This is a genomic window from Pseudomonas sp. R3-57 (assembly GCF_051132065.1).
Taxonomy (GTDB): domain Bacteria; phylum Pseudomonadota; class Gammaproteobacteria; order Pseudomonadales; family Pseudomonadaceae; genus Aquipseudomonas.
On the sequence record NZ_CP071655.1, the window covers coordinates 4,138,311 to 4,160,585 of the forward strand.

General features: G+C 60.0%; 19 protein-coding genes. 5 read left to right on the forward strand and 14 right to left on the reverse strand.

The genetic code is table 11. The features are described 5' to 3' along the window. Window positions 1–12 precede the first annotated feature (12 nt). Complete coding sequence (gene cobA / locus J3P93_RS18535) at window positions 13–762, forward strand: uroporphyrinogen-III C-methyltransferase (RefSeq protein ID WP_434590532.1); 750 nt, start codon at window positions 13–15, stop codon at window positions 760–762. 75 nt (window positions 763–837) lie between these two features. Here the strand turns inward: cobA and J3P93_RS18540 are convergent, their stop codons facing one another. The 8 genes from J3P93_RS18540 to ppsA all read right to left on the reverse strand — a co-directional run bounded on the left by J3P93_RS18540 (window position 838) and on the right by ppsA (window position 9,071). Beyond that, window positions 838–1,872 (reverse strand): OmpA family protein, encoded by a 1,035-nt coding sequence (locus J3P93_RS18540; RefSeq protein WP_016773833.1) that lies wholly within the window; start codon window positions 1,870–1,872, stop codon window positions 838–840. A 107-nt stretch (window positions 1,873–1,979) separates the two neighbouring features. Next, entirely contained in the window at window positions 1,980–2,570 is a 591-nt protein-coding gene (gene sigX, locus J3P93_RS18545) for an RNA polymerase sigma factor SigX (protein WP_011333251.1), read from the reverse strand. A gap of 90 nt (window positions 2,571–2,660) precedes the next feature. After that, complete coding sequence (locus J3P93_RS18550; RefSeq protein ID WP_016773831.1) at window positions 2,661–3,485, reverse strand: mechanosensitive ion channel family protein; 825 nt, start codon at window positions 3,483–3,485, stop codon at window positions 2,661–2,663. 2 nt (window positions 3,486–3,487) lie between these two features. Further along, window positions 3,488–3,736, reverse strand: a complete 249-nt coding sequence (locus J3P93_RS18555) for a CrfX protein (RefSeq protein ID WP_090282551.1) — start codon at window positions 3,734–3,736, stop codon at window positions 3,488–3,490. A gap of 63 nt (window positions 3,737–3,799) precedes the next feature. Further along, window positions 3,800–4,795 carry a zinc transporter ZntB gene (locus J3P93_RS18560; protein WP_332761695.1) on the reverse strand — a complete coding sequence of 332 codons (996 nt, stop codon included), beginning with the start codon at window positions 4,793–4,795 and terminating at the stop codon, window positions 3,800–3,802. Window positions 4,796–4,817: 22 nt separating this feature from the next. Continuing rightward, entirely contained in the window at window positions 4,818–5,309 is a 492-nt protein-coding gene (gene rraA / locus J3P93_RS18565) for a ribonuclease E activity regulator RraA (protein WP_336354351.1), read from the reverse strand. A 210-nt stretch (window positions 5,310–5,519) separates the two neighbouring features. Further along, a complete protein-coding gene (locus J3P93_RS18570; protein WP_434590540.1) occupies window positions 5,520–6,509 on the reverse strand; it encodes an alpha/beta fold hydrolase in 990 nt (329 codons plus the stop codon). Between the two features lie 186 nt (window positions 6,510–6,695). Then, window positions 6,696–9,071, reverse strand: a complete 2,376-nt coding sequence (gene ppsA / locus J3P93_RS18575) for a phosphoenolpyruvate synthase (protein ID WP_336354349.1) — start codon at window positions 9,069–9,071, stop codon at window positions 6,696–6,698. 174 nt (window positions 9,072–9,245) lie between these two features. Here ppsA and ppsR point away from each other — a divergent pair, with 174 nt between their 5' ends. Further along, window positions 9,246–10,064, forward strand: coding sequence for a posphoenolpyruvate synthetase regulatory kinase/phosphorylase PpsR (gene ppsR / locus J3P93_RS18580; protein WP_016773826.1), 819 nt, complete (start codon window positions 9,246–9,248; stop codon window positions 10,062–10,064). Window positions 10,065–10,197: 133 nt separating this feature from the next. Here ppsR and prpD read toward each other — a convergent pair whose 3' ends face one another. The 6 genes from prpD to J3P93_RS18610 form a co-directional block, all read right to left on the reverse strand. Then, complete coding sequence (gene prpD, locus J3P93_RS18585) at window positions 10,198–11,682, reverse strand: 2-methylcitrate dehydratase (RefSeq protein ID WP_434590544.1); 1,485 nt, start codon at window positions 11,680–11,682, stop codon at window positions 10,198–10,200. A 183-nt stretch (window positions 11,683–11,865) separates the two neighbouring features. Beyond that, a complete protein-coding gene (prpF, locus tag J3P93_RS18590) occupies window positions 11,866–13,056 on the reverse strand; it encodes a 2-methylaconitate cis-trans isomerase PrpF (protein WP_434590547.1) in 1,191 nt (396 codons plus the stop codon). Between the two features lie 54 nt (window positions 13,057–13,110). Then, window positions 13,111–15,705: a Fe/S-dependent 2-methylisocitrate dehydratase AcnD gene (gene acnD / locus J3P93_RS18595; protein WP_434590550.1), complete on the reverse strand. Its 2,595-nt coding sequence runs from the start codon at window positions 15,703–15,705 to the stop codon at window positions 13,111–13,113. 205 nt (window positions 15,706–15,910) lie between these two features. Further along, entirely contained in the window at window positions 15,911–17,038 is a 1,128-nt protein-coding gene (gene prpC / locus J3P93_RS18600; protein WP_434590553.1) for a bifunctional 2-methylcitrate synthase/citrate synthase, read from the reverse strand. Window positions 17,039–17,104: 66 nt separating this feature from the next. After that, window positions 17,105–17,998 (reverse strand): methylisocitrate lyase, encoded by an 894-nt coding sequence (gene prpB / locus J3P93_RS18605; RefSeq protein WP_203421366.1) that lies wholly within the window; start codon window positions 17,996–17,998, stop codon window positions 17,105–17,107. Next, complete coding sequence (locus J3P93_RS18610) at window positions 17,995–18,717, reverse strand: GntR family transcriptional regulator (RefSeq protein WP_172833342.1); 723 nt, start codon at window positions 18,715–18,717, stop codon at window positions 17,995–17,997. The genes prpB and J3P93_RS18610 overlap by 4 nt, the downstream gene beginning before the upstream one ends. A gap of 398 nt (window positions 18,718–19,115) precedes the next feature. Here J3P93_RS18610 and J3P93_RS18615 point away from each other — a divergent pair, with 398 nt between their 5' ends. The 3 genes from J3P93_RS18615 to J3P93_RS18625 are packed head-to-tail and all read left to right on the forward strand — an operon-like array spanning window position 19,116 to window position 22,179. Further along, window positions 19,116–19,652 carry an ATP-dependent zinc protease family protein gene (locus tag J3P93_RS18615; RefSeq protein ID WP_090282540.1) on the forward strand — a complete coding sequence of 179 codons (537 nt, stop codon included), beginning with the start codon at window positions 19,116–19,118 and terminating at the stop codon, window positions 19,650–19,652. Between the two features lie 5 nt (window positions 19,653–19,657). Next, the gene (locus tag J3P93_RS18620) at window positions 19,658–21,193 is read left to right on the forward strand and encodes an inactive transglutaminase family protein (protein WP_090282539.1); all 1,536 of its coding nucleotides are present in this window, start codon (window positions 19,658–19,660) and stop codon (window positions 21,191–21,193) included. Beyond that, the gene (locus tag J3P93_RS18625) at window positions 21,193–22,179 is read left to right on the forward strand and encodes an alpha-L-glutamate ligase-like protein (RefSeq protein WP_056784132.1); all 987 of its coding nucleotides are present in this window, start codon (window positions 21,193–21,195) and stop codon (window positions 22,177–22,179) included. The genes J3P93_RS18620 and J3P93_RS18625 overlap by 1 nt, the downstream gene beginning before the upstream one ends. The last annotated feature ends 96 nt before the right edge of the window (window positions 22,180–22,275 follow it).

Genomic DNA, 22,275 nt, shown 5'->3' on the forward strand with positions numbered 1-22,275 from the left:
GAGGAAAACACCATGAATGCAAAAGTCTGGCTGGTGGGTGCAGGTCCTGGTGATCCGGAATTGCTGACCCTCAAAGCGGTACGTGCGTTGCGCGCGGCCGATGTGGTGTTGATCGACGACCTGGTCAACGAAGCGGTGCTGGAACACTGCCCTGACGCGCGGATCATCAGCGTGGGCAAACGTGGCGGCTGTCGCTCGACCCCGCAGGCATTCATCCATCGGCTGATGCTGCGTTACGCGCGCCACGGCAAATGCGTGGTGCGGCTCAAGGGTGGCGATCCGTGCATTTTCGGCCGTGGCGGTGAAGAAGCGCAGTGGCTGCGCGAGCGCGGCGTCGAAGTGGAGCTGGTCAATGGCATCACCGCAGGCCTGGCCGGCGCCACGCAATGCGATATTTCGCTGACCTTGCGCGGCGTGGCCCGCGGCGTGACGCTGGTGACCGCGCACACTCAGGACGACAGCCAACTGAACTGGCAGGCACTGGCACAGAGCGGGACGACGCTGGTGATTTACATGGGTGTGGCCAAACTCGGCGAGATTCGCGAGCAACTGCTGGCCGGGGGCATGGCGGCGGAAACGCCGGTGGCGATGATCGAGAATGCCTCACTGCCGCAGCAGCGCGAATGCCGCAGCGACCTGAGCACCATGAATGAGGATGCCAAACTATTCGAGCTGAAAAGCCCTGCGATTCTGGTGATCGGTGCAGTCGCAGCCGCGACTCAGTCCGCGCAATACGATCTGCCTTCGATGGCGACGGCCTGAATACATATCGCCTCGGCAAATCGCAGACAAAGAAAAGCCCGGCCTAAGCCGGGCTTTTCTCAGAGCGGCAGCTAATTACTTAGCTTGAGCTTCAACCTGCGCTTCTACGCGACGGTTAACAGCGCGGCCAGCGTCAGTTTTGTTGTCAGCAACTGGGCGGGATTCGCCGTAGCCAACAGACTGAACGCGGGACGATTCAACACCGTACTGGTTGGTCAGAACTTGCTTAACGGCGTTTGCACGACGCTCGGACAGTTTCTGGTTGTAAGCGTCAGGACCGACGGAGTCAGTGTGACCTTCAACAGTAGTGGTGGTGGATGGGTACTGCTTCATGAAGTCAGCCAGGTTCTTGATGTCGCCGTAGCTGTTTGGCTTGACGACCGACTTGTCGAAGTCGAATTTCACGTCCAGCTCAACACGAACAACTTCAGCAACTGCTGGGCAGCCATCAGCGTCAACAGTTACGTTGGCTGGGGTGTCCGGGCACTTGTCAACGTTGTCGCAAACGCCATCGTTGTCGCTGTCGGAGCAGACTTCAGCGGGTGCTGGAACTGGAGCAGCAGCAGGCTTGGAGCCGCCACCGAAGTTCACACCGATACCGACGCTAGGAGCCCACTCGGTGTCGCCCTGGTCGATGTTGTATTGAGCTTCAACGCCAGCACGGGCGTAGAAGTTCTCGGTGAAGTACAGCTTGGCACCGCCGCCAACGTTGGCGAAGGTGGAACGGTTACGACCGTTCGAACCGTTCTGGTCGATGCTCTGGTCAGAGAAACCGGCCGAAACGTATGGACGAATCATGTCGCCTGGGTTGTTGAAGTGGTACAGAGCGTCCAGAGCGGTGTTAGCGCCTTTGACGTTCTTGCCATCGTCGGCACGTACGTTGTGCACTTCGTCGTAGCCCAGACGCAGTTCTACGTCGTCGGTCAGGAAGTAACCGATCGAACCGCCGAACAGGTTGCCGTTGTTCTTGAAGTTACGAGCGCTGTCGAATTGTTCTTTCTTGGCGAAGCCTTCGATTTCAACTGCGCCTTGGCCTTGTGCCAGAGCGCCGAACGAAGTGGCGGCAATCAGAGAACCAATGGCCAAGCCCAAGGTGTTTTTCAGTTTCATCCGTTAAATCCCCATCTGGTGATTGTGAAGCAGTCCCGCAAACCGGGGGACAACTCGGCGGCAAGTCTATCAGAACTTGCCTACACGTAAGAGATATTTGCGCTGAACTAAGTTTCAGCAATGCCTGCAAATTTCTCACGCAATTTATCTAGAGCGCGTTTGTAACGCATTTTTGTCGCACTCAAACCCATGTGCATGATGTCTGCGATCTCCTGAAACTCCAGCTCTGCGACAAATCGTAGCACCAGAATTTCGCGGTCAATCGGATTCACATACACCAGCCAGCGATCAAGCCCACCCTTCTCCTCCGGTTTCGGCGCCTTTTCTTCAGACGCTTCTTCAAGAGGGTCCAGGCTGAGAGCGTCCATCAAGCGACGCTTACGCCGTTCCTTCCGATACTGCGTGATGCATTCGTTGTAAGTGATGCTGTAAAGCCAGGTTTTGAACTTCGATTTCCCCTCGAAGTTCTTCAGGCCATACAGCACCTTCAGCATCACTTCCTGACAGACATCGTCTGCGTCGCGATCGTTCCCAAGATATCTCGCACAGACATTAAATAATGTTCGCTGGTAACGCCGCATCAACTCTTCATAGGCGCGCGTTACGTGAAAAAGCTCGGTGTGCGAGCGCGCGACCAACTCCTCATCAGAGAGCTCGCGGGGGTCGTAGCGCGTGGATAGCGTTTGGGCTTTATTCAAAACAAGTCGTGCCGACAGTCAGGTCAATGTCCACCGCAGCCAGCCTTGGCTGGCATTTTGCGGCGGCATACATTAGCAGGGTTTGCCGGTTTAGCGGCTACTCACATGCTGTTCCAGCAGGATCCGATTGGAGAGAGAGACTAGCTCACCCTCATCGGTCAGCAATGTGGTTTTAACCGTGCCGATCTCTTCGATCTGGCCTTCGACCTCGCCAACACGCACTTGTTGCCCAACCTCGTACAACTCACGCACATAGATTCCCGCAAGAATCTGCCCGGCAATTTCCCGGCTTCCCAACCCCATGGCCAGCGCAACTGCCAGACCAACGGTAATCAATACAATGACAATCACATGGTTCAGCAGGTCGGTCTTGACCTCGAGCTGACTGATCGCCACCGAAATACTGATGATGATCACCAGCCCCTGCGCGATGCGCCCCAGCCCCGAAGCGTAGTCCAGGCCTACGCCTTCCGCCGCTCCGCGCACCAGGCCGTTGGCCAATTGCGCGAGCAACACACCGACCAGCAACACCAGCGCGGCGCCGAAGACTTTCGGCAGATACAGCGCCAGCATGTCCAGCGTAGCTGAAACTCGCTCAAGGCCAAGGGATTCTGCTGCAGAAACCAGGAAAATCAGCAGAACGAACCAGTAAACGATTTTACCGATCAAGGTCGAGATCGGCACTTGCAGCCCGGCACGCGACATCAGCTTGGTCAGACCGGTGCCGCCCATCAGGCGATCAAGGCCCAATTTGGCCAGCAACTTGGAAAGCAAGGTGTCGAGCAGCTTGGCCACGACGAAACCCAACAGCAGCACAACCAGTGCGCCGAACAGGTTCGGAATGAAATTAGCGACTTTGGTCCACAACGCAGTCATTGCAGTGACGAGGCTCTGAGTCCAGAGATCAAGTTCCATATTCAATCAGCCTTATCAGCAGTGCGAACAGCAGGTTTACGAAGACGGGAAACCGGCGAAACATGCGCCGAGCCATTGTTCAGGGCGATCATCAGCGCGGGCAGCCAGCGGCCCAGCAGGCTGAACAGATCACCGGCGCCGACCTGGCGGTTGGCGGTTTTGAGTACGCGGCCCAGGCAGGCATCGTCGTCGCGGCTGGACGGCGAGGCGTTGAGCATGTCGCGCAAAGACTGTTCAAACGGATCGTGCATACGCACCTCTCGTGATGTCTGTGAAAGACGCGGGCAGATTTGCTCGGGTCACATGCGGCCTCTTCATACCCAGCGCAAACGACGGAACAACCACCATTGCCCCAGAGCCATGGCGAGCACCGTCAAGCAGGCGATCAGGAACCCGTAAGGGCTTTCGGCAAACGGAATGCCGCCGACATTGATACCCAGCAGGCCGGTGAAAAAACTCATCGGCAAAAAAATGCAGGTGATGATCCCGAAGCGATACATGGTGCGATTCATGCGTACGCTCAAACGCCGGTCTTCGGCCTCCAGCACAAGCCCCACGCGCTCCCGGGTCAATTCCAGCTCTTCCAGATAGCGGGTCAGGCTGTTGTTCAGTTCGTTCCAGTAATCGGCATCGTCATCGACGAACCAGGGCAGTTTTATCCGCGTCAGCTGGCCGAAAATATCCCGTTGCGGGGCGAGAAAACGCTTGAGCCCGGCAGCCCGCCGACGGATGTGCAAAACCGAGCCATGCTCGGGGGTATACCGTTCGTCGGCATCCATTTTTTCTTCTTCCTCATCGGCGATTTCCGAGAGGCAAGTGACCAGATCCTGCACTTTATTGGTGAGGAACTGCGCCAGATAAAGGATCAGCTCCGAAGAAGTCTTCGGGCCTTTGCCGTCAGCCAGTTGCGCGAGCAACTCATCAGTGGCGCGCAATGGCCGCAAACGCAGGGAGATCACCCGTTGCGCAGAAGCGAAAATCCGCACCGAAACCATGTCTTCCGGCTCGGCGCCCGGGTTGAGATTGACCCCACGCAAAAACAGCAGCAGCTCGGACTCGGGCAGCGGCAACAGGCGTGGTCGGGTGTTCTCTTCCAGCAGCAGGTCGCAGGTGAACTCGTTGAGTCCGCTGGATTTGCGCAGCCAGGTCTGGGTCTGCGGATGGCTGCGATCCCAATGCAGCCACAGGCTTTCGTGCGCCTGCAGCTGCAGATCGTCAAGTTCCGTCCGGGCTATCGAACGCGCACCGCCCTTACCGTCCAGCACCAGGGCATGCACCAGCCCCCACTGCGCGTTTTCTTCCTCGAACATCCGCATCCCTTTGTCGAAAAGCTTATTCAGGCATCTGCAGCGGACTCGGCGAAACGATCACGCCGTTGTTGTCCGCATAGACATAGTGGCCCGGCTGGAAAGTCACACCGGCGAAGGTCACCGCGACGTTGAGGTCGCCGATGCCGCGCTTTTCGGTCTTCATCGGGTGGCTGGCCAGCGCCTGCACGCCGAGATCGGTTTGAGCCAAGACATCGACGTCACGGATGCAACCGTAGATCACCATGCCTTCCCAACCGTTTTTTGCAGCCTTTTCGGCAATCATGTCGCCCAACAGCGCGCGGCGCAGCGAGCCGCCGCCGTCGACCACCAGCACTTTGCCGGTGCCGTCGAGTTCGGCCTGTTCCTTGACCAGCGAGTTGTCTTCGAAGCATTTGATGGTCACGATTTCGCCGCCGAAGGAATCACGGCCGCCGAAATTGCTGAACATCGGTTCCAGCACCTGCACCAGCTCCGGGTAGGCGTCGCACAGGTCAGGCGTAAGGTAATGGTTCATCGAAAAACTCCTGTAAAAAGCAAGACGATCAAGGATGCCGCATTCTGATGAGACGAGTCCGGCCAGTCGCTGTTTACCTTAGCCCACGCCATGGTCGCTGAGCGAACCTGAACGCAGCCTGAAACGTAATCGCTAAACAGTCGCAAAATATGACCAGAACCGCACAATTCGTCATATCTTAGCCGCAAGCCAGGCTGAACGGAACGCCCCTTACACCGCAGCGGCCAGATCTGCCGCCTGCGCCAGCAATGGCGTCTGCTGATCGTTCAGCCAGCGCGCCACCAGTGGCCACACTTCGGCCTGCGCCGCTTTGCTCACCAGCATTTCGACATGGCCGAAATTATCGCTGAAACCTTGCTCGCGCCCCAGATTGACGAACTGCTTGTGCTCGGAGCCGATCTGCTCGAACAGCTTGCGACAGGCCCACGCCGGATCCTGATGATCGCCCGCCGCCGTCACCGCCAACACCGGCACCCGAACGTCGGCGAGCCCGGCCCACCAATCCTTGTCCTTGTCGCCAAAGCGGCCGAACAAGCCGTACCAGCGCATGCTTTCGATGGCGAGGCCGATCGGCTCGTCTTCCGGGCCGCGTCGCAGGCGTGACCCGGACAACTGCGCGAAACGCTTGAGAATGAAGCGACTGCCCCACTCCAGCGGCGGAATCTTCAGCGGCCAGTAGGTGCGGCTGACCTGGGTACCAAAAAGCGCCGCCGACGCCACCGCCGGTTCGCCTAGATATTCGCCACCCAGCGCCGCCGCCAGGGTAATCCCGCCCAGCGAATGGCCGATCCAGTGCGGAATCTGCCCACTTTGCTCACGAACGAACGCGGCAATCGCCGGCAGATCGTAACGCGCGTAATCGGCGACCCGGTTGCGCCGATAATCCTCGTTGCGCTGCGACAGACCGTGGCCGCGCATCTCGGGAATCCAGACGTCGAAGCCCAAGCGCGTCAGGTACGCACCCAGGCCCAGACCTTTGGGCGAAAACCAGAAGCGTCGATTGGAAAAACTGCTGTGCAGCAGAATCACCGGCACGCCACGCGGCGCCGAGTCATCGGCCATGCCCAGGCGGGTGACGGCGATTTCCACGGACCAGTCGGGGCTGTTGCCGGGTTTGAGTCGATACACATCTTCGCTCAGATCACCGCGCCGCTCGGCACTGATCAGGGCGACAGGAAACAGGTTGCTGCTGCTTTGCATAATGCTCTTGCACAAAAAAGGGCGGCATCTACAAGAGCCCGCCCTACTTCAATCAAAAGGCCCCTCCCCTTGTAGGAGTGAGCCTGCTCGCGATGGCGGTGTGTCATTCGAATCAATCTTGACTGTCATGACGCTATCGCGAGCAGGCTCACTCCTACAAAAGGGAGCGGCCCGTTCACATGTTGATCAAGCCTGGGCCTGACCTTCAGCGAGGAAGAACCAGGTTTCCAGCACGGTGTCCGGATTCAGCGACACGCTTTCGATGCCCTGCTCCATCAGCCATTTGGCCAGGTCCGGGTGGTCCGAAGGGCCCTGACCGCAGATGCCGATGTACTTGCCGGCCTTGTTGCAGGCCTGGATGGCATTCGCCAGCAGCTTCTTGACCGCCGGATTTCGCTCGTCGAACAGGTGCGCGATGATACCGGAATCGCGGTCCAGACCCAGGGTCAACTGGGTCAGGTCGTTGGAACCGATCGAGAAGCCGTCGAAGAACTCGAGGAATTCATCAGCCAGAATCGCGTTGGATGGCAGTTCGCACATCATGATCACGCGCAAACCGTTGTCGCCACGGGCCAGGCCGTTTTCGGCGAGCAGGTCCACGACCTGGCTGGCTTCACCAAGCGTACGGACGAACGGCACCATGATTTCGACGTTGGTCAGGCCCATCTCGTTGCGCACACGTTTCAGCGCGCGGCATTCAAGTTCGAAGCAGTCGCGGAACGATTCGCTGATGTAACGCGAAGCACCGCGGAAGCCCAGCATCGGGTTTTCTTCTTCCGGCTCGTAGAGCTTGCCGCCGATCAGGTTGGCGTATTCGTTGGACTTGAAGTCCGACAGGCGCACGATGACTTTCTTCGGTGCGAACGCGGCAGCCAGGGTGCTGATGCCTTCGACCAATTTCTCGACATAGAAACCGACCGGATCGTCGTAACCGGCGATGCGCTTGTCGACGCTTTCCTTGATTTCCTGCGGCAGACCGTCGTAGTTCAACAGCGCTTTCGGGTGCACACCGATCATGCGGTTGATGATGAATTCCAGACGGGCCAGGCCCACACCGGCGTTCGGCAGTTGCGCGAAGTCGAAGGCGCGATCCGGGTTACCGACGTTCATCATGATCTTGAACGGCAGTTCCGGCATGGCATCAACGGAGTTTTTCTTGATGTCGAAGCCCAGTTCGCCTTCGAAGATGTAACCGGTGTCGCCTTCGGCGCAGGACACGGTCACGCCCTGGCCATCCTTCAGCAGCTGGGTGGCGTTGCCACAACCGACGACCGCGGGAATGCCCAGTTCGCGAGCAATGATCGCCGCGTGGCAGGTACGCCCGCCACGGTTGGTGACGATGGCGCTGGCACGCTTCATCACCGGTTCCCAGTCCGGGTCGGTCATGTCGGAGACCAGCACGTCGCCCGGCTGGACCTTGTCCATCTCGGAGACATCTTTGATGATCCGCACTTTGCCGGCGCCGATGCGCTGGCCGATGGCGCGACCTTCGACCAGCACGGTGCCGGTTTCCTTGAGCAGGTAACGTTCCATGACGTTGGCCTGGGTGCGGCTTTTCACGGTTTCCGGACGCGCCTGCACGATGTACAGCTTGCCGTCGTCACCGTCCTTGGCCCACTCGATGTCCATCGGGCAGCCGTAGTGCTTCTCGATGATCATCGCCTGCTTGGCCAGTTCGCTGACTTCAGCGTCGGTCAGGCAGAAACGCGCGCGTTCGGCCTTGTCGACATCGACGGTCTTGACCGAACGACCGGCCTTGGCCTCGTCGCCGTAGATCATCTTGATGGCTTTGCTGCCGAGGTTGCGACGCAGGATCGCCGGACGACCGGCCTCCAGCGTGCCCTTGTGCACATAGAACTCATCCGGGTTGACCGCGCCTTGTACGACGGTTTCGCCCAGGCCGTAGGCGCCGGTGATGAACACCACGTCCCGGAAGCCGGATTCGGTATCGAGGGTGAACATCACGCCGGCGGTGCCGGTTTCCGAACGCACCATGCGCTGTACGCCGGCCGACAGGGCGACCAGTTTGTGGTCGAAGCCCTGGTGCACGCGGTAGGAAATCGCACGGTCGTTGAACAGCGAAGCGAACACCTCTTTGGCGGCGCGGATGACGTTTTCCACGCCACGGATGTTCAGGAAGGTTTCCTGCTGACCGGCGAAGGACGCGTCCGGCAAGTCTTCGGCGGTGGCGGAAGACCGCACGGCCACGGCGACATCAGGATTGCCGGCCGACAACGCGGCGAACGCGGTGCGGATCTCGGTGTTGAGTTTCTCGGGGAATTCGGCGTCCATGATCCATTGACGGATCTGCGCGCCGGTCTTGGCCAAGGCATTGACGTCGTCGACGTCGAGCGCGTCGAGGGCCTTGTGGATCTGCTCGTTCAGGCCGCTCAGTTCGAGGAAGTCACGATAGGCCTGAGCCGTCGTGGCGAAGCCGCCGGGGACCGAAACACCGGCGCCTGCCAGGTTACTGATCATCTCGCCCAGGGATGCGTTCTTGCCCCCCACATGCTCAACATCGTGTTTGCCGAGCTTATCGAGGGAAACTACGTACTCTACCAAGGTGATCTCTCCACTAACTGTTTTGGAAAAGCTCAGAAGCCGGCGGCCCGGGGGAGCCTTGGCCGGCTGTATGGCCTGGACCTGGAAAATAAGTGAGAATGCGGGCCAATCGCGGCCGACAAATCGCGCCTATCATATCCAAGAGCGTCAATTAACTTAAGGCCCAAGGTGCAAATGAAACGATCCGCTTTCTTCATCTCCGATGGCACCGGCATCACTGCCGAAACCCTGGGTCAAAGTCTTCTGGCGCAGTTCGAAAACATTACCTTCAGCAAGTTCACCCGGCCGTACATCGACAGCGTTGAAAAAGCGCGGGCCATGGTACAACAAATCAACAAAGCCGCTGAAACCGACGGCTTTCGGCCGATCATCTTCGACACCATCGTCAATCAGGACATTCGTGAGATTCTCGCAACGTCCAATGGTTTCATGATCGACATTTTCTCGACCTTCCTCGCCCCGCTCGAACAGGAGCTGACCGAGCATTCGTCGTACACCGTCGGCAAATCGCATTCGATCGGGCACAACTCCAATTACATGGAGCGCATTGAGGCGGTGAACTTTGCCCTCGACAACGATGACGGCGCCCGCACCCACTATTACGACAAAGCCGATCTGATACTAGTCGGCGTGTCGCGATGCGGCAAAACACCGACGTGTCTGTATATGGCGATGCAGTTCGGCATTCGCGCAGCCAACTACCCGTTGACCGAAGACGACATGGAACGCCTGACCCTGCCGACCGCCCTGCGCGCCCATCAGCACAAGCTGTTCGGCCTGACCATCGACCCGGACCGCCTCACCGCCATCCGCAACGAGCGCAAGCCCAACAGCCGCTATTCGAGCTACGCCCAGTGCGAATTTGAAGTGCGCGAAGTGGAAAACCTGTTCCGCCGCGAAAACATCCCGCACATCAATTCCACGCATTTTTCCGTGGAAGAGATTTCCGCGAAGATTCTAGTGGAGAAAGGGGTTGAGCGGCGGTTCAAGTAGGTTTGTATTGCCTGATCTGACGCTATCGCGGGCAAGCCCGCTCCCACAGGTTATGAAGGCGTTCACAATTTTTGCGTTCATCACAAAACCCTGTGGGAGCGGGCTTGCCCGCGATGAACGATAACGCGGTCTGTCAGATCACCAACAGGTCGATGAATCGATTCACCGGCGTGCTTTCCAGCCGCGTCTGATCCGTGCACAAGCCAACAATCTCTGCGCAACGCTGCCCGGCAAAACGCGTCGCCAGGTTGGCCTTGAACTTGTCCTCCAGCAACGGAATCCCCTCAGCCCGGCGGCGCCGATGGCCGATCGGGTATTCCACCAGCACGTTGTCGGTGCTGCTGCCGTCCTTGAAAAACACCTGCACGGCATTGGCAATCGAGCGTTTGTCGGGCTCGAGGTATTCGCGGCTGAAACGCGGCTCTTCAACAATGACCATTTTCTCGCGCAGCACGTCGATGATCGGATGCGCTTGATGAAAATCGTCTTCGTACTGCTCGGCAACCAGATTGCCGAACGCCAGCGGCACCGCGGTCATGTACTGCAAGCAGTGATCGCGATCGGCAGCGTTGGCCAGCGGCCCGACCTTGGAAATGATACGAATCGCCGATTCATGGGTGGTGATGACGATCCGATCGATTTCATGCAGACGATTGCGCACCTGCGGGTGCAGGGTCACCGCTGCTTCGCAGGCGGTTTGTGCGTGGAATTCGGCAGGAAAGCTGATCTTGAACAGCACGTTTTCCATCACATAACTGCCGAACGGGCGGGAAAAACTAAAGGCCCGTTTGCCCTCAGGTTTTAGCGCCAGATCGTTATTGGTGTGACTGAACGACACGTCATAAAAGCCCCACTGTTTCGCGCTCAAGACACCGGGAATGCCCATCTCGCCACGCATGGCGATATCCGCCAGACGCACGCCACGACTCGCCGCATCCCCCGCCGCCCAGGATTTGCGCGAACCGGCGTTGGGCGCATGGCGATACGTGCGCAGCGCCTGACCATCGGCAAAGGCATGCGACAGCGCTGACAGCAGTTGCTCGCGGTTGGCGCCCATGAGTCGGGCGCTGACAGCGGTTGAAGCGACTTTGACTAGCATCACGTGGTCGAGGCCGACACGATTGAACGAGTTTTCCAGAGCGATCACGCCTTGAATTTCATGGGCCATGATCATTGCTTCGAGCACGTCGCGAAGGGTCAGCGCTGCCTCGCCGTTGGCGATGCGTTTCTGCGACAGGTGATCGGCGACCGCGAGAATGGCGCCGAGATTGTCGGACGGATGGCCCCATTCGGCGGCGAGCCAGGTGTCGTTGTAATCCAGCCAGCGAACGATGCAGCCGATGTCCCACGCGGCTTTGACCGGATCGAGGCGATAGCTGGTGCCGGGCACCCGCGCACCGAAAGGTACAACCGTACCCTCGACAATCGGGCCCAGATGCTTGGTGCATTCGGGAAACCGCAGCGCCAACAGGCCGCAGCCCAGCGTGTCCATCAGGCAGTTGCGGGCGGTGTCGAGGGCTTCGGCGGAGGGTGTTTTGAAGGTCAGGACGTAGTCGGCGATCGTCTGCAGGACATCGTCGTAGTCGGGGCGGTTGTTCAGGTCGACGTTGGCGCTCATGTTCGATTCACTCTTGAAGTGGTTCGTTGAGGGGACCTCGGTTCAGGGCTAACGATTTCTTGTAGTTGGAATACAAAACTGTAGGAGTGAGCCTGCTCGCGATAGCGGTGTGTCAGTCGACATAAATATTCGCTGGTATGACCTATCGCGAGCAGGCTCACTCCTACAGGGTATTGCGTCGGGTCAGAAAGAACCTCCGGGCACGCGCACGCAGCCTTCCATAAGAACCCGCGCACTGCGGCTCATGATGGCTTTCTTCACCACCCACTCGCCGTTTTCCTGACTGGCCTCGGCGCCCACACGCAACGTCCCGGACGGATGGCCAAAACGCACGGCATTGCGCTCGACTCCGCCAGCGGCGAGGTTGACCAGCGTGCCGGGAATTGCCGCCGCCGTGCCGATGGCCACTGCGGCCGTGCCCATCATCGCGTGGTGCAATTTGCCCATCGACAGCGCGCGCACCAGCAGATCGACGTCGCCAACGGTAACGGCCTTACCACTCGACGCGACGTAATCCGTTGGCTTGGCGACAAACGCCACTTTCGGCGTGTGCTGCCGTTTCGCCGCTTCCTTGACATCCGCGATCAGGCCCATGCGCAGGGCGCCATACGCGCGAATCGTCTCGAACATCAGCAACGCTTTCGGATCGCCGTTGATCGCGCCTTGCAGTTCGGTGCCGGTGTAGCCGATGTCTTCGGCGTTGACGAAAATCGTCGGAATGCCTGCGTTGATCAGTGTCGCCTTGAACGTGCCGACACCCGGCACTTCCAGCTCGTCGACCAGATTGCCGGTGGGGAACATCGAACCGCCGCCGCCCTCTTCTTCCGCCGCCGGGTCCATGAACTCGACCTGCACTTCGGCGGCGGGAAAGGTCACGCCGTCAAGTTCGAAGTCACCGGTTTCCTGCACCTCGCCATTGGTGATCGGCACGTGGGCAATGATCGTTTTGCGGATGTTGGTCTGCCACACGCGCACCACCGCGACACCGTTGTGCGGAATGCGGCTGGCGTCGACCAGACCGTTGCTGATGGCGAACGAACCGACCGCCGCCGAGAGGTTGCCGCAGTTGCCGCTCCAGTCGACGAACGGCTTGTCGATCGAGACCTGACCGAACAGGTAGTCGACATCGTGATCAGCGCGGGTGCTTTTCGACAGGATCACGGTTTTGCTGGTGCTTGAAGTGGCGCCACCCATGCCATCGATCTGCTTGTCGTACGGGTCGGGGCTGCCGATCACCCGCAGCAATAAAGCATCGCGGGCCGGGCCTGGAACCTGCGCGGCTTCGGGCAAATCCGTGAGGCTGAAGAACACGCCTTTGCTGGTGCCGCCGCGCATGTAGGTCGCGGGGATCTTGATCTGTGGTGCGTGAGCCATATTGCTCCTTATCGAAGGCACGGGATTGGAAATCCCATGCCCATATAAGTTGATTTAAACGGCAACCGCCGACTCTTCGAGGAAGTCCTGAGCGAAGCGCTGCAACACGCCGCCGGCCTCGTAGATGGACACTTCTTCAGCAGTATCCAGACGGCAGGTCACCGGCACTTCCACCCGCTCGCCATTTTTGCGATGGATCACCAGCGTCAGGTCCGCACGGGGTTTGCGCTCGCCGATCACGTCGTAGGTCTCGCTGCCATCGATCGCCAGCGTGTGACGATTGGTGCCCGGTTTGAACTCCAGTGGCAGCACACCCATACCCACCAGGTTGGTGCGGTGGATGCGCTCGAAGCCTTCGGCGGCAATCGCCTCGACACCGGCCAGCCGCACGCCTTTCGCCGCCCAGTCACGGGACGAGCCCTGACCGTAATCGGCGCCGGCAATGATGATCAGCGGCTGCTTGCGTTCCATATAGGTTTCGATGGCTTCCCACATGCGCATCACTTTGCCTTCCGGCTCTACGCGGGCCAGCGAACCCTGCTTGACCTGGCCGTTTTCCACGACCATTTCGTTGAACAGTTTCGGGTTGGCAAACGTTGCGCGCTGCGCGGTCAAGTGGTCGCCACGGTGGGTGGCGTAAGAGTTGAAGTCCTCTTCCGGCAAGCCCATTTTCGCCAGGTATTCGCCGGCGGCGCTGTCGAGCATGATCGCGTTGGACGGCGACAGGTGGTCGGTGGTGATGTTGTCCGGCAGCACCGCCAACGGGCGCATGCCTTTGAGTGGTCGCGCGCCAGCCAGCGCACCTTCCCAGTACGGCGGACGGCGGATGTAGGTGCTCATCTCGCGCCATTCGTACAGCGGCGCGACTTTCGGGCCGGTGTCTTCGTGGACGGCAAACATCGGGATGTAGACCTGACGGAACTGCTCCGGCTTGACCGAAGATTTCACCACCGCATCGATTTCTTCATCGCTCGGCCAGATGTCTTTCAGGCGGATTTCCCGGCCGTCGACCACGCCCAGCACATCCTTTTCGATGTCGAAACGGATGGTCCCGGCGATGGCGTAAGCGACCACCAGCGGCGGCGAAGCGAGGAATGCCTGCTTGGCGTACGGGTGAATGCGGCCGTCGAAGTTACGGTTGCCGGAAAGCACGGCGGTCGCATACAGATCGCGGTCGATGATCTCTTGCTGGATCGCCGGATCGAGCGCACCGGACATGCCGTTGCAGGTGGTGCAGGCAAACGCGACCACGCCGAAACCGAGCTGCTCCAGTTCAGTCGTCAGCCCGGCTTCGTCGAGGTACAGCGCTACGGTTTTAGAGCCCGGCGCCAACGAGGATTTCACCCACGGCTTGCGGGTCAGGCCGAGCTGGTTGGCGTTGCGTGCGAGCAGGCCCGCAGCGATGACGTTGCGCGGGTTGCTGGTGTTGGTGCAACTGGTGATTGCGGCGATGATCACCGCGCCGTCGGGCATTTGCCCCGGCACTTCATCCCACTGCCCGGAGATGCCTTTGGCCGCCAGATCGGACACCGCGACGCGGGCGTGCGGGTTGCTCGGCCCGGCCATGTTGCGCACCACCGACGACAGATCGAAGGTCAGACCACGCTCGTATTGCGCGCCTTTCAGACTGTCGGCCCACAGGCCAGTCAGCTTGGCGTACTGCTCGACCAGTTGTACCTGCTGGTCTTCGCGGCCAGTGAGTTTCAGGTAATCGATGGTCTGCTGGTCGATGTAGAACATCGCTGCGGTGGCGCCGTATTCCGGGGCCATGTTGGAAATGGTCGCGCGGTCGCCGAGGGTCAGCGCCGCGGCGCCTTCGCCGAAGAACTCCAGCCACGCGCCGACGACTTTCTGTTTGCGCAGGTATTCGGTCAGCGCCAGGACCATGTCGGTGGCGGTGATGCCCGGCTGTAGCTTGCCGGTCAGCTCGACGCCGACGCTTTCCGTCAGGCGCATCCACGAGGCGCGGCCGAGCATCACGCTCTCGGCTTCGAGGCCGCCGACGCCGATGGCGATCACGCCCAGCGCGTCGACGTGCGGGGTGTGGCTGTCGGTGCCGACGCAGGTGTCGGGGAACGCCACGCCGTCACGCACCTGAATCACCGGAGACATTTTCTCCAGGTTGATCTGGTGCATGATGCCGTTGCCCGGCGGGATCACATCAACGTTCTTGAAAGCCTTTTTGGTCCAGTTGATGAAGTGGAAACGGTCCTCGTTGCGACGGTCTTCGATGGCGCGGTTCTTTTCGAACGCCTGAGCATCGAAACCGCCCGCCTCGACGGCCAGCGAGTGGTCGACGATCAGTTGCGTCGGCACTACCGGGTTGACCTGCGCCGGGTCACCACCCTGCAAAGCAATGGCGTCGCGCAGACCGGCGAGATCGACCAGTGCGGTCTGGCCGAGAATGTCATGGCAGACCACCCGCGCCGGAAACCATGGGAAATCGAGGTCGCGCTTGCGTTCGATCAGTTGCTTGAGCGAATCGGTCAGCGTGCCCGGGTCGCAGCGCCGCACGAGGTTTTCCGCGAGCACACGCGAGGTGTACGGCAGCGTGTCGTAGCTACCGGGCTGGATTGCTTCGACAACCGCGCGGGCGTCGAAATAATCCAGAGGACTGCCGGGCAGGGTTTTACGAAATTGTGTGTTCATCGGGTCAGGACTCGGGTCACGGTGGTTTCAAGGCTGAGGCCAGACACCGACCTTGCAACTCACACTGCACCCTGTGGGAGCTGGCTTGCCAGCGATAGCGGTGGTCGAGTCGACATCTATGGTGCATGTGACTCAGTCATCGCTGGCAAGCCAGCTCCCACAGGGTTTCAGGTGAACTTCAAGTTCGGTGTTCGGCCCTCCCCGGTCAGCGGCGTTCGATTGGCACGAACTTGCGCTGTTCGACGCCGGTGTACTCGGCGCTTGGGCGGATGATGCGGTTGTTGGCACGTTGTTCGAACACGTGCGCGGCCCAGCCGGTCAGGCGCGAGCAGACGAAGATCGGCGTGAACAGCTTGGTCGGAATGCCCATGAAGTGGTAGGCCGAGGCATGGTAGAAATCGGCGTTCGGAAACAGCTTCTTCTGCTCCCACATGGTCTTGTCGATGGCTTCCGAGACCGCGAACAACACCTTGTCACCGACTTCGTCAGCAAGTTTTTTCGACCAGCCCTTGATCACCTCGTTACGCGGATCGCTGTCCTTATAGATCGCGTGGCCGAAGCCCATGATCTTGTCCTTGCGCTCGAGCATGCCGAGGGTGCCTTTGATCGCCTCTTCCGGCGACGAGAAGCGCTCGATCATTTCCATCGCTGCTTCGTTGGCGCCGCCGTGCAACGGGCCGCGCAGCGAACCGATCGCCGCGGTGACGCAGGAATACAGATCGGACAGGGTCGAAGCGCACACGCGGGCGGTGAAGGTCGAGGCGTTGAATTCGTGCTCGGCGTAGAGGATCAGCGAGACGTTCATCACTTTGACGTGCAGCTCGCTCGGCTTCTTGCCGTGCAGCAAGTGCAGGAAATGCCCGCCGAGGCTCGGCTCGTCGCTGACGCAATTGATGCGCTGGCCATCGTGGCTGAAGCGGTACCAGTAGCACATGATCGCCGGGAACGCGGCGAGCAGGCGGTCAGTCTTGTCGCGCTGCTCGGAGAAGTCTTTCTCCGGCTCGATGTTGCCAAGGAACGAGCAACCGGTGCGCATCACGTCCATCGGATGGGCGTCGGCCGGGATGCGTTCGAGCACTTCCTTCAAGGCTTGTGGCAGGTCGCGCAGTTTGCTCAGTTTTTGCTGGTAATCGGCGAGTTGCGCCTGGGTCGGCAGTTCGCCGTACAGCAGCAGGTAGGCGACTTCCTCGAATTGCGCGTCGGCGGCCAGTTCACGCACGTCATAGCCGCGATAGGTCAGCCCGGCCCCGGCCTGGCCCACGGTGGACAGCGCGGTTTGCCCGGCCACCTGGCCACGGAGCCCGGCGCCACTGAGTACTTTTGCTTCGGCCATTGTGTTCTCCAATCTTGTTGAATTTGTCTGGGGAAACTTGTGGGAGCAGGCCCCCACAGTTTTTGATCAGCCTTTCTTCTGTGCAAACAGCGCGTCGAGCTTCTGTTCGAAGGTGTGGTAGTCGATGCGATCGTAAAGCTCCATGCGAGTCTGCATGGTGTCGATGACATTCTGTTGCGTGCCGTCGCGGCGAATCGCGGTGTAGACGTTTTCCGCCGCCTTGTTCATCGCGCGGAACGCCGACAGCGGATAGAGCACCAGCGACACGTCGGCGCCGGCCAGTTGCTCGGTGGTGTACAGCGGCGTCGCGCCGAATTCGGTGATGTTGGCCAGGATCGGCGCTTTCACGCGGCTGGCGAACAGCTTGTACATGTCGAGTTCGGTGATGGCTTCGGGGAAAATCATGTCGGCACCGGCCTCGATGCACGCAGCGGCGCGATCGAGTGCCGATTCCAGCCCTTCCACCGCCAGTGCATCGGTGCGCGCCATGATCACGAAGCTGTCGTCGGTCCGAGCATCGACCGCGGCTTTGATGCGGTCGACCATTTCCTGCTGGCTGACAATCTCTTTGTTCGGCCGATGACCGCAGCGCTTGGCACCGACCTGGTCTTCGATATGAATTGCCGCCGCGCCGAACTTGCTCATCGACTTGACGGTACGCGCGACGTTGAACGCCGACGAGCCGAAACCGGTATCCACATCCACCAGCAACGGCAGATCGCAGACGTCGGTGATGCGCCGCACGTCGGTGAGCACGTCATCCAGACCGGTGATGCCCAGATCCGGCACGCCGAGGGAACCTGCGGCCACCCCGCCACCGGACAGGTAGATCGCCTTGAAACCGGCGCGCTTGGCCAGCAGCGCGTGGTTGGCGTTGATCGCACCGACCACCTGCAAAGGGTGCTCGCTGGCGACCGCATCGCGGAAACGCTGGCCGGGAGTGTTCGGGTTGGAACTCATGACTCACCTCGTTCAGTGGCTGTCTGGTTATGGGCGCCGTCCTGGTAATGACGGGCAATATTGCGTTTCGAGGCGCCTATGTGCCGGCGCATCAACAATTCGGCGAGCTCGCCGTCACGGTCGGCGATGGCATCGAGAATCCGGTGGTGTTCGGCAAAGGCCTGGCGCGGGCGGTTCGGCGTGGTGGAAAACTGGATGCGGTACATGCGCACCAGTTGGTACAGCTCGCCGCAAAGCATCTGCGTCAACGTGCGGTTGCCGCTGCCCTGGATGATCCGGTAATGAAAGTCGAAATCGCCTTCCTGCTGGTAATAACCGACACCGGCCTGAAATGCCGCGTCGCGCTCGTGGGTTTCCAGCACCCGCCGCAACTCGTCGATTTCTTCGACGCTCATGCGCTCGGCGGCCAAACGGCAGGCCATGCCTTCAAGGGATTCGCGGATTTCGTAAAGTTCAAGCAGTTCGGCATGGCTGAGCGACACCACCCGCGCGCCGACATGCGGCACCCGCACCAGCAGGCGCTGGCCTTCCAGACGATGGATCGCCTCGCGCAACGGCCCGCGACTGATGCCGTAGGTGCGCGCCAGCTCCGGTTCGGAGATCTTGCTACCCGGCGCGATCTCGCCTTTGACGATTGCCGCCTGAATGCGCCGGAAGACGTTCTCCGAGAGCGTTTCCGAATCGTCGCCGCTGATGACCGGGGGATCGAGTTGATCCAGCATGATTGTCGACACCTTCAAATCCAATGCGGCAAAAACTAGCCAATCGAGCGGCATACGTCAAAGGATAAATGCAGATTGTCGACAATCGTCTAATAACCAGATTAATAGAACGCTTCGATACCTGTGGGAGCGAGCCTGCTCGCGAAAGCGGTGTGTCAACCAAAAGATGTTTCGAATGACCCAGCGCTTTCGCGAGCAGGCTCGCACAGGGGGAACTTCTCAGGGTTATAGACTTGCGTGGGCGCTGGCGCCATAAAACCACCGTGCTAGAATGCCGCCCGCATTTGCTGGCCATTTGTACGGCTTGTCATAAAAAGCTGCCAGGCACACGAAAGGTCTTGGGCAACCATTGTCAAAGGCCTGAACCGACCACGGAACGCTGCGCACCAGGATTTATGAGACTCAAGCCTTATCCCGCCTTTTTTGCCCTTTTCTGCCTGCCCGGCCTCGCCGCCGCGGGGGAAAAAACCGTGTACGGCCTCAACGAATATGCTTCGCTTGACGGCATCAATCTCGAAGTCGCGGCCAAACTCGACACCGGCGCGAAAACCGCCTCGCTGAGTGCCCGCGACATCAAACGCTTCAAACGCAACGGTGAATCCTGGGTACGTTTCTACCTGGCGATCGATGCCGCGCATTCGCACCCGATCGAACGGCCGCTGGCGCGGGTCAGCAAGATCAAGCGCCGCGCCGGCGACTACGACCCGGAAGAAGGCAAGAAGTACACCGCCCGTCCGGTGATCGAGCTGGATATCTGCATGGGTTCGGCGATGCGCAGCATCGAAGTGAACCTGACCGACCGAAGTGCGTTCCAATATCCGCTTTTGATCGGCTCCGAAGCGCTGAAACGCTTCGACGCGCTGGTCGACCCCAGTCTTAAATACGCTGCCGGCAAACCCGCCTGCACCATCGCCGCTCATACCGCCGAGTAATTTCCATGCGTTCTCTAACCTTCCACCTGAAAATCCTGATCGCCGTTCTGGTGCTGCTGGGCGTTTCGGTTACGGCCTATCAGATTTTCGTGCTCGGCATTCCGGTGACCGAAGACGCCACCGACGACTTGTGGAACATCGACGCCAAGGTCGAGTTCGTCGCCAGCACCAAGGATCCGGTGAAGATCCAGATGTTCGTGCCGCCGCTGAGCCGCGATTACGTCAGCCTCAACGAGAGCTTCATCTCCAATAATTACGGGGTGGCGGTGAACCGCGTCGACGGCAACCGCAAGGTGACCTGGTCGGCCCGCCGCGCCAAGGGCAATCAGACGTTGTATTACCGTCTGGTCCTGACCAAGCGCTACACCGCGGAAAAATCCAAGGTCAAAGGCCCGACCTTCCGCGACAGCATGGTCATCGAAGGCCCGGAAAAGATCGCTGCCGAAGCCCTGCTCGCGCCGATCCGCCAGCACTCGGCGGACGTCGAAACCTTTATTGGCGAGGCGATCAAACGCGTCAACAATCTCAACGACGACAACGTGAAGCTGCTGCTGGCCGGCGATCCATCGACCGCGCACAAAGCCAAAATCGTCGAACTGCTGCTGTCCATCGCCCATGTGCCGGTGGAAAAAGTCCACACCATCCGCCTCGTCGCCGACCAGCCGCAAATGCCTGAATTGTGGCTGCGCAGCTTCAACGGCAACGACTGGCTCTACTTCAACCCGGAAACCGGCGAGCAAGGCCTGCCTACCGACCGCCTGCTGTGGTGGACCGGCGACGAAAACCTGATCACCGTCGACGGCGGCAAGAAAGCCAACGTGACCTTCAGCCTGAACAACAGCGAGATGAACGCGATTCGTCTGGCCAAGCTGACCGACGAAAACACCGACGCCAACTTCCTCGAATACTCGCTGTACGGCTTGCCGCTGCAGACCCAGCAGACGTTCATGATCATGGTGATGATCCCGATCGGCGTGCTGGTGATCCTGATTCTGCGCAACCTGATCGGCCTGCAGACCCTCGGCACGTTCACGCCGGTACTGATCGCCCTCGCCTTCCGCGAAACGCAACTGGGCTTCGGTATTCTGCTGTTTACCGTGATTACCGCACTGGGGCTGTCGCTGCGCTCGTATCTGGAACACCTGAAACTGCAAATGCTGCCGCGTCTGTCGGTGGTGCTGACGTTTGTCGTGGTGTTGATCGCGGCGATCAGTCTGTTCAGCCATAAACTCGGTCTGGAACGCGGCCTGTCGGTGGCGCTGTTCCCGATGGTGATTTTGACCATGACCATCGAACGGCTGTCGATCACCTGGGAAGAACGCGGTGCCAATCACGCACTGAAAGTGGCGATCGGCACGCTGTTCGCCGCCTCCCTGGCGCATCTGATCATGACCGTGCCGGAGCTGGTGTACTTCGTGTTTACCTTCCCGGCGATCCTGCTGATTCTGGTCGGCTTCATGCTGGCGATGGGTCGCTATCGCGGCTACCGCCTGACCGAGCTGGTGCGTTTCAAGGCTTTCCTGAAGAAGGCTGACGCCTGATGTTCGGTTTCTGGAAGACCTGGAAGGCCCTGGAGGCGCGGGGCATCATGGGCATCAATCGGCGTAACGCCGACTACGTGCTCAAGTACAACAAGCGCAGCCTCTACCCGATCGTCGACGACAAGATCCTCACCAAGGAGCGCGCCATCGCCGCCGGCATCCATGTGCCGGAGCTGTACGGGGTGATCTCCACCGAGAAGGAAATCGACAAGCTCGACGAGATCATCGGCGGGCGCAGCGACTTCGTGATCAAACCGGCCCAGGGCGCGGGTGGCGACGGCATCATCGTCATCGCCGACCGCTTCGAGGGTCGTTATCGCACCGTGTCGGGCAAGATCCTTGCCCACGAAGAGCTCGAGCACCACATTTCGAGCATCCTCACCGGCCTGTATTCGCTGGGCGGCCACCGTGACCGCGCGCTGATCGAATACCGCGTTACACCGGACCAGATCTTCAAAAGCATCAGCTACGAAGGCGTACCGGACATCCGCATCATCGTGCTGATGGGTTACCCGGTAATGGCCATGCTGCGCCTGCCGACCCGCCAGTCCGGCGGCAAGGCCAACCTGCACCAGGGCGCGATCGGCGTCGGTGTCGACCTGGCAACCGGCCTGACCCTGCGTGGCACCTGGCTGAACAACATCATCACCAAACACCCCGACACCACCAACGCGGTGGACGGTGTGCAACTGCCCTACTGGGACGGTTTCATGAAGCTCGCCGCCGGCTGCTATGAGCTGTGCGGGCTGGGTTATATCGGTGTCGACATGGTGCTGGACCAGGAAAAAGGCCCGCTGATTCTTGAGCTGAATGCGCGGCCGGGACTGAACATCCAGATCGCCAATGACTGCGGACTGACCTTGCGCACCCATGCCGTGGAAGCGCGGCTGGAAGAACTGAAGGCTCGCGGCGTGACGGAATCGGTTGAAGAGCGGGTGGCGTTTACCCAGGAGATGTTTGGGCATATTCCGGCGGTCGAGGGCTGATCCAGAACCGAGTCGCGGCCTTCGCGAGCAGGCTCGCTCCCACAGGGCAATGCATTCCAAATGTGGGAGCGAGCCTGCTCGCGAAAGCGGTCTCCC

What these genes read in the sequence shown, in the direction of transcription:
- cobA (WP_434590532.1), top strand. Translation starts at nt 13, where the DNA reads ATGAATGCAAAAGTCTGGCTGGTGGGTGCAGGTCCTGGTGATCCGGAA.
- J3P93_RS18540 (WP_016773833.1), bottom strand. Translation starts at nt 1,872, where the DNA reads ATGAAACTGAAAAACACCTTGGGCTTGGCCATTGGTTCTCTGATTGCC.
- J3P93_RS18550 (WP_016773831.1), bottom strand. Translation starts at nt 3,485, where the DNA reads ATGGAACTTGATCTCTGGACTCAGAGCCTCGTCACTGCAATGACTGCG.
- J3P93_RS18555 (WP_090282551.1), bottom strand. Translation starts at nt 3,736, where the DNA reads ATGCACGATCCGTTTGAACAGTCTTTGCGCGACATGCTCAACGCCTCG.
- J3P93_RS18560 (WP_332761695.1), bottom strand. Translation starts at nt 4,795, where the DNA reads ATGTTCGAGGAAGAAAACGCGCAGTGGGGGCTGGTGCATGCCCTGGTG.
- rraA (WP_336354351.1), bottom strand. Translation starts at nt 5,309, where the DNA reads ATGAACCATTACCTTACGCCTGACCTGTGCGACGCCTACCCGGAGCTG.
- J3P93_RS18570 (WP_434590540.1), bottom strand. Translation starts at nt 6,509, where the DNA reads ATGCAAAGCAGCAGCAACCTGTTTCCTGTCGCCCTGATCAGTGCCGAG.
- ppsR (WP_016773826.1), top strand. Translation starts at nt 9,246, where the DNA reads ATGAAACGATCCGCTTTCTTCATCTCCGATGGCACCGGCATCACTGCC.
- prpD (WP_434590544.1), bottom strand. Translation starts at nt 11,682, where the DNA reads ATGAGCGCCAACGTCGACCTGAACAACCGCCCCGACTACGACGATGTC.
- prpF (WP_434590547.1), bottom strand. Translation starts at nt 13,056, where the DNA reads ATGGCTCACGCACCACAGATCAAGATCCCCGCGACCTACATGCGCGGC.
- acnD (WP_434590550.1), bottom strand. Translation starts at nt 15,705, where the DNA reads ATGAACACACAATTTCGTAAAACCCTGCCCGGCAGTCCTCTGGATTAT.
- prpC (WP_434590553.1), bottom strand. Translation starts at nt 17,038, where the DNA reads ATGGCCGAAGCAAAAGTACTCAGTGGCGCCGGGCTCCGTGGCCAGGTG.
- prpB (WP_203421366.1), bottom strand. Translation starts at nt 17,998, where the DNA reads ATGAGTTCCAACCCGAACACTCCCGGCCAGCGTTTCCGCGATGCGGTC.
- J3P93_RS18615 (WP_090282540.1), top strand. Translation starts at nt 19,116, where the DNA reads ATGAGACTCAAGCCTTATCCCGCCTTTTTTGCCCTTTTCTGCCTGCCC.
- J3P93_RS18620 (WP_090282539.1), top strand. Translation starts at nt 19,658, where the DNA reads ATGCGTTCTCTAACCTTCCACCTGAAAATCCTGATCGCCGTTCTGGTG.
- J3P93_RS18625 (WP_056784132.1), top strand. Translation starts at nt 21,193, where the DNA reads ATGTTCGGTTTCTGGAAGACCTGGAAGGCCCTGGAGGCGCGGGGCATC.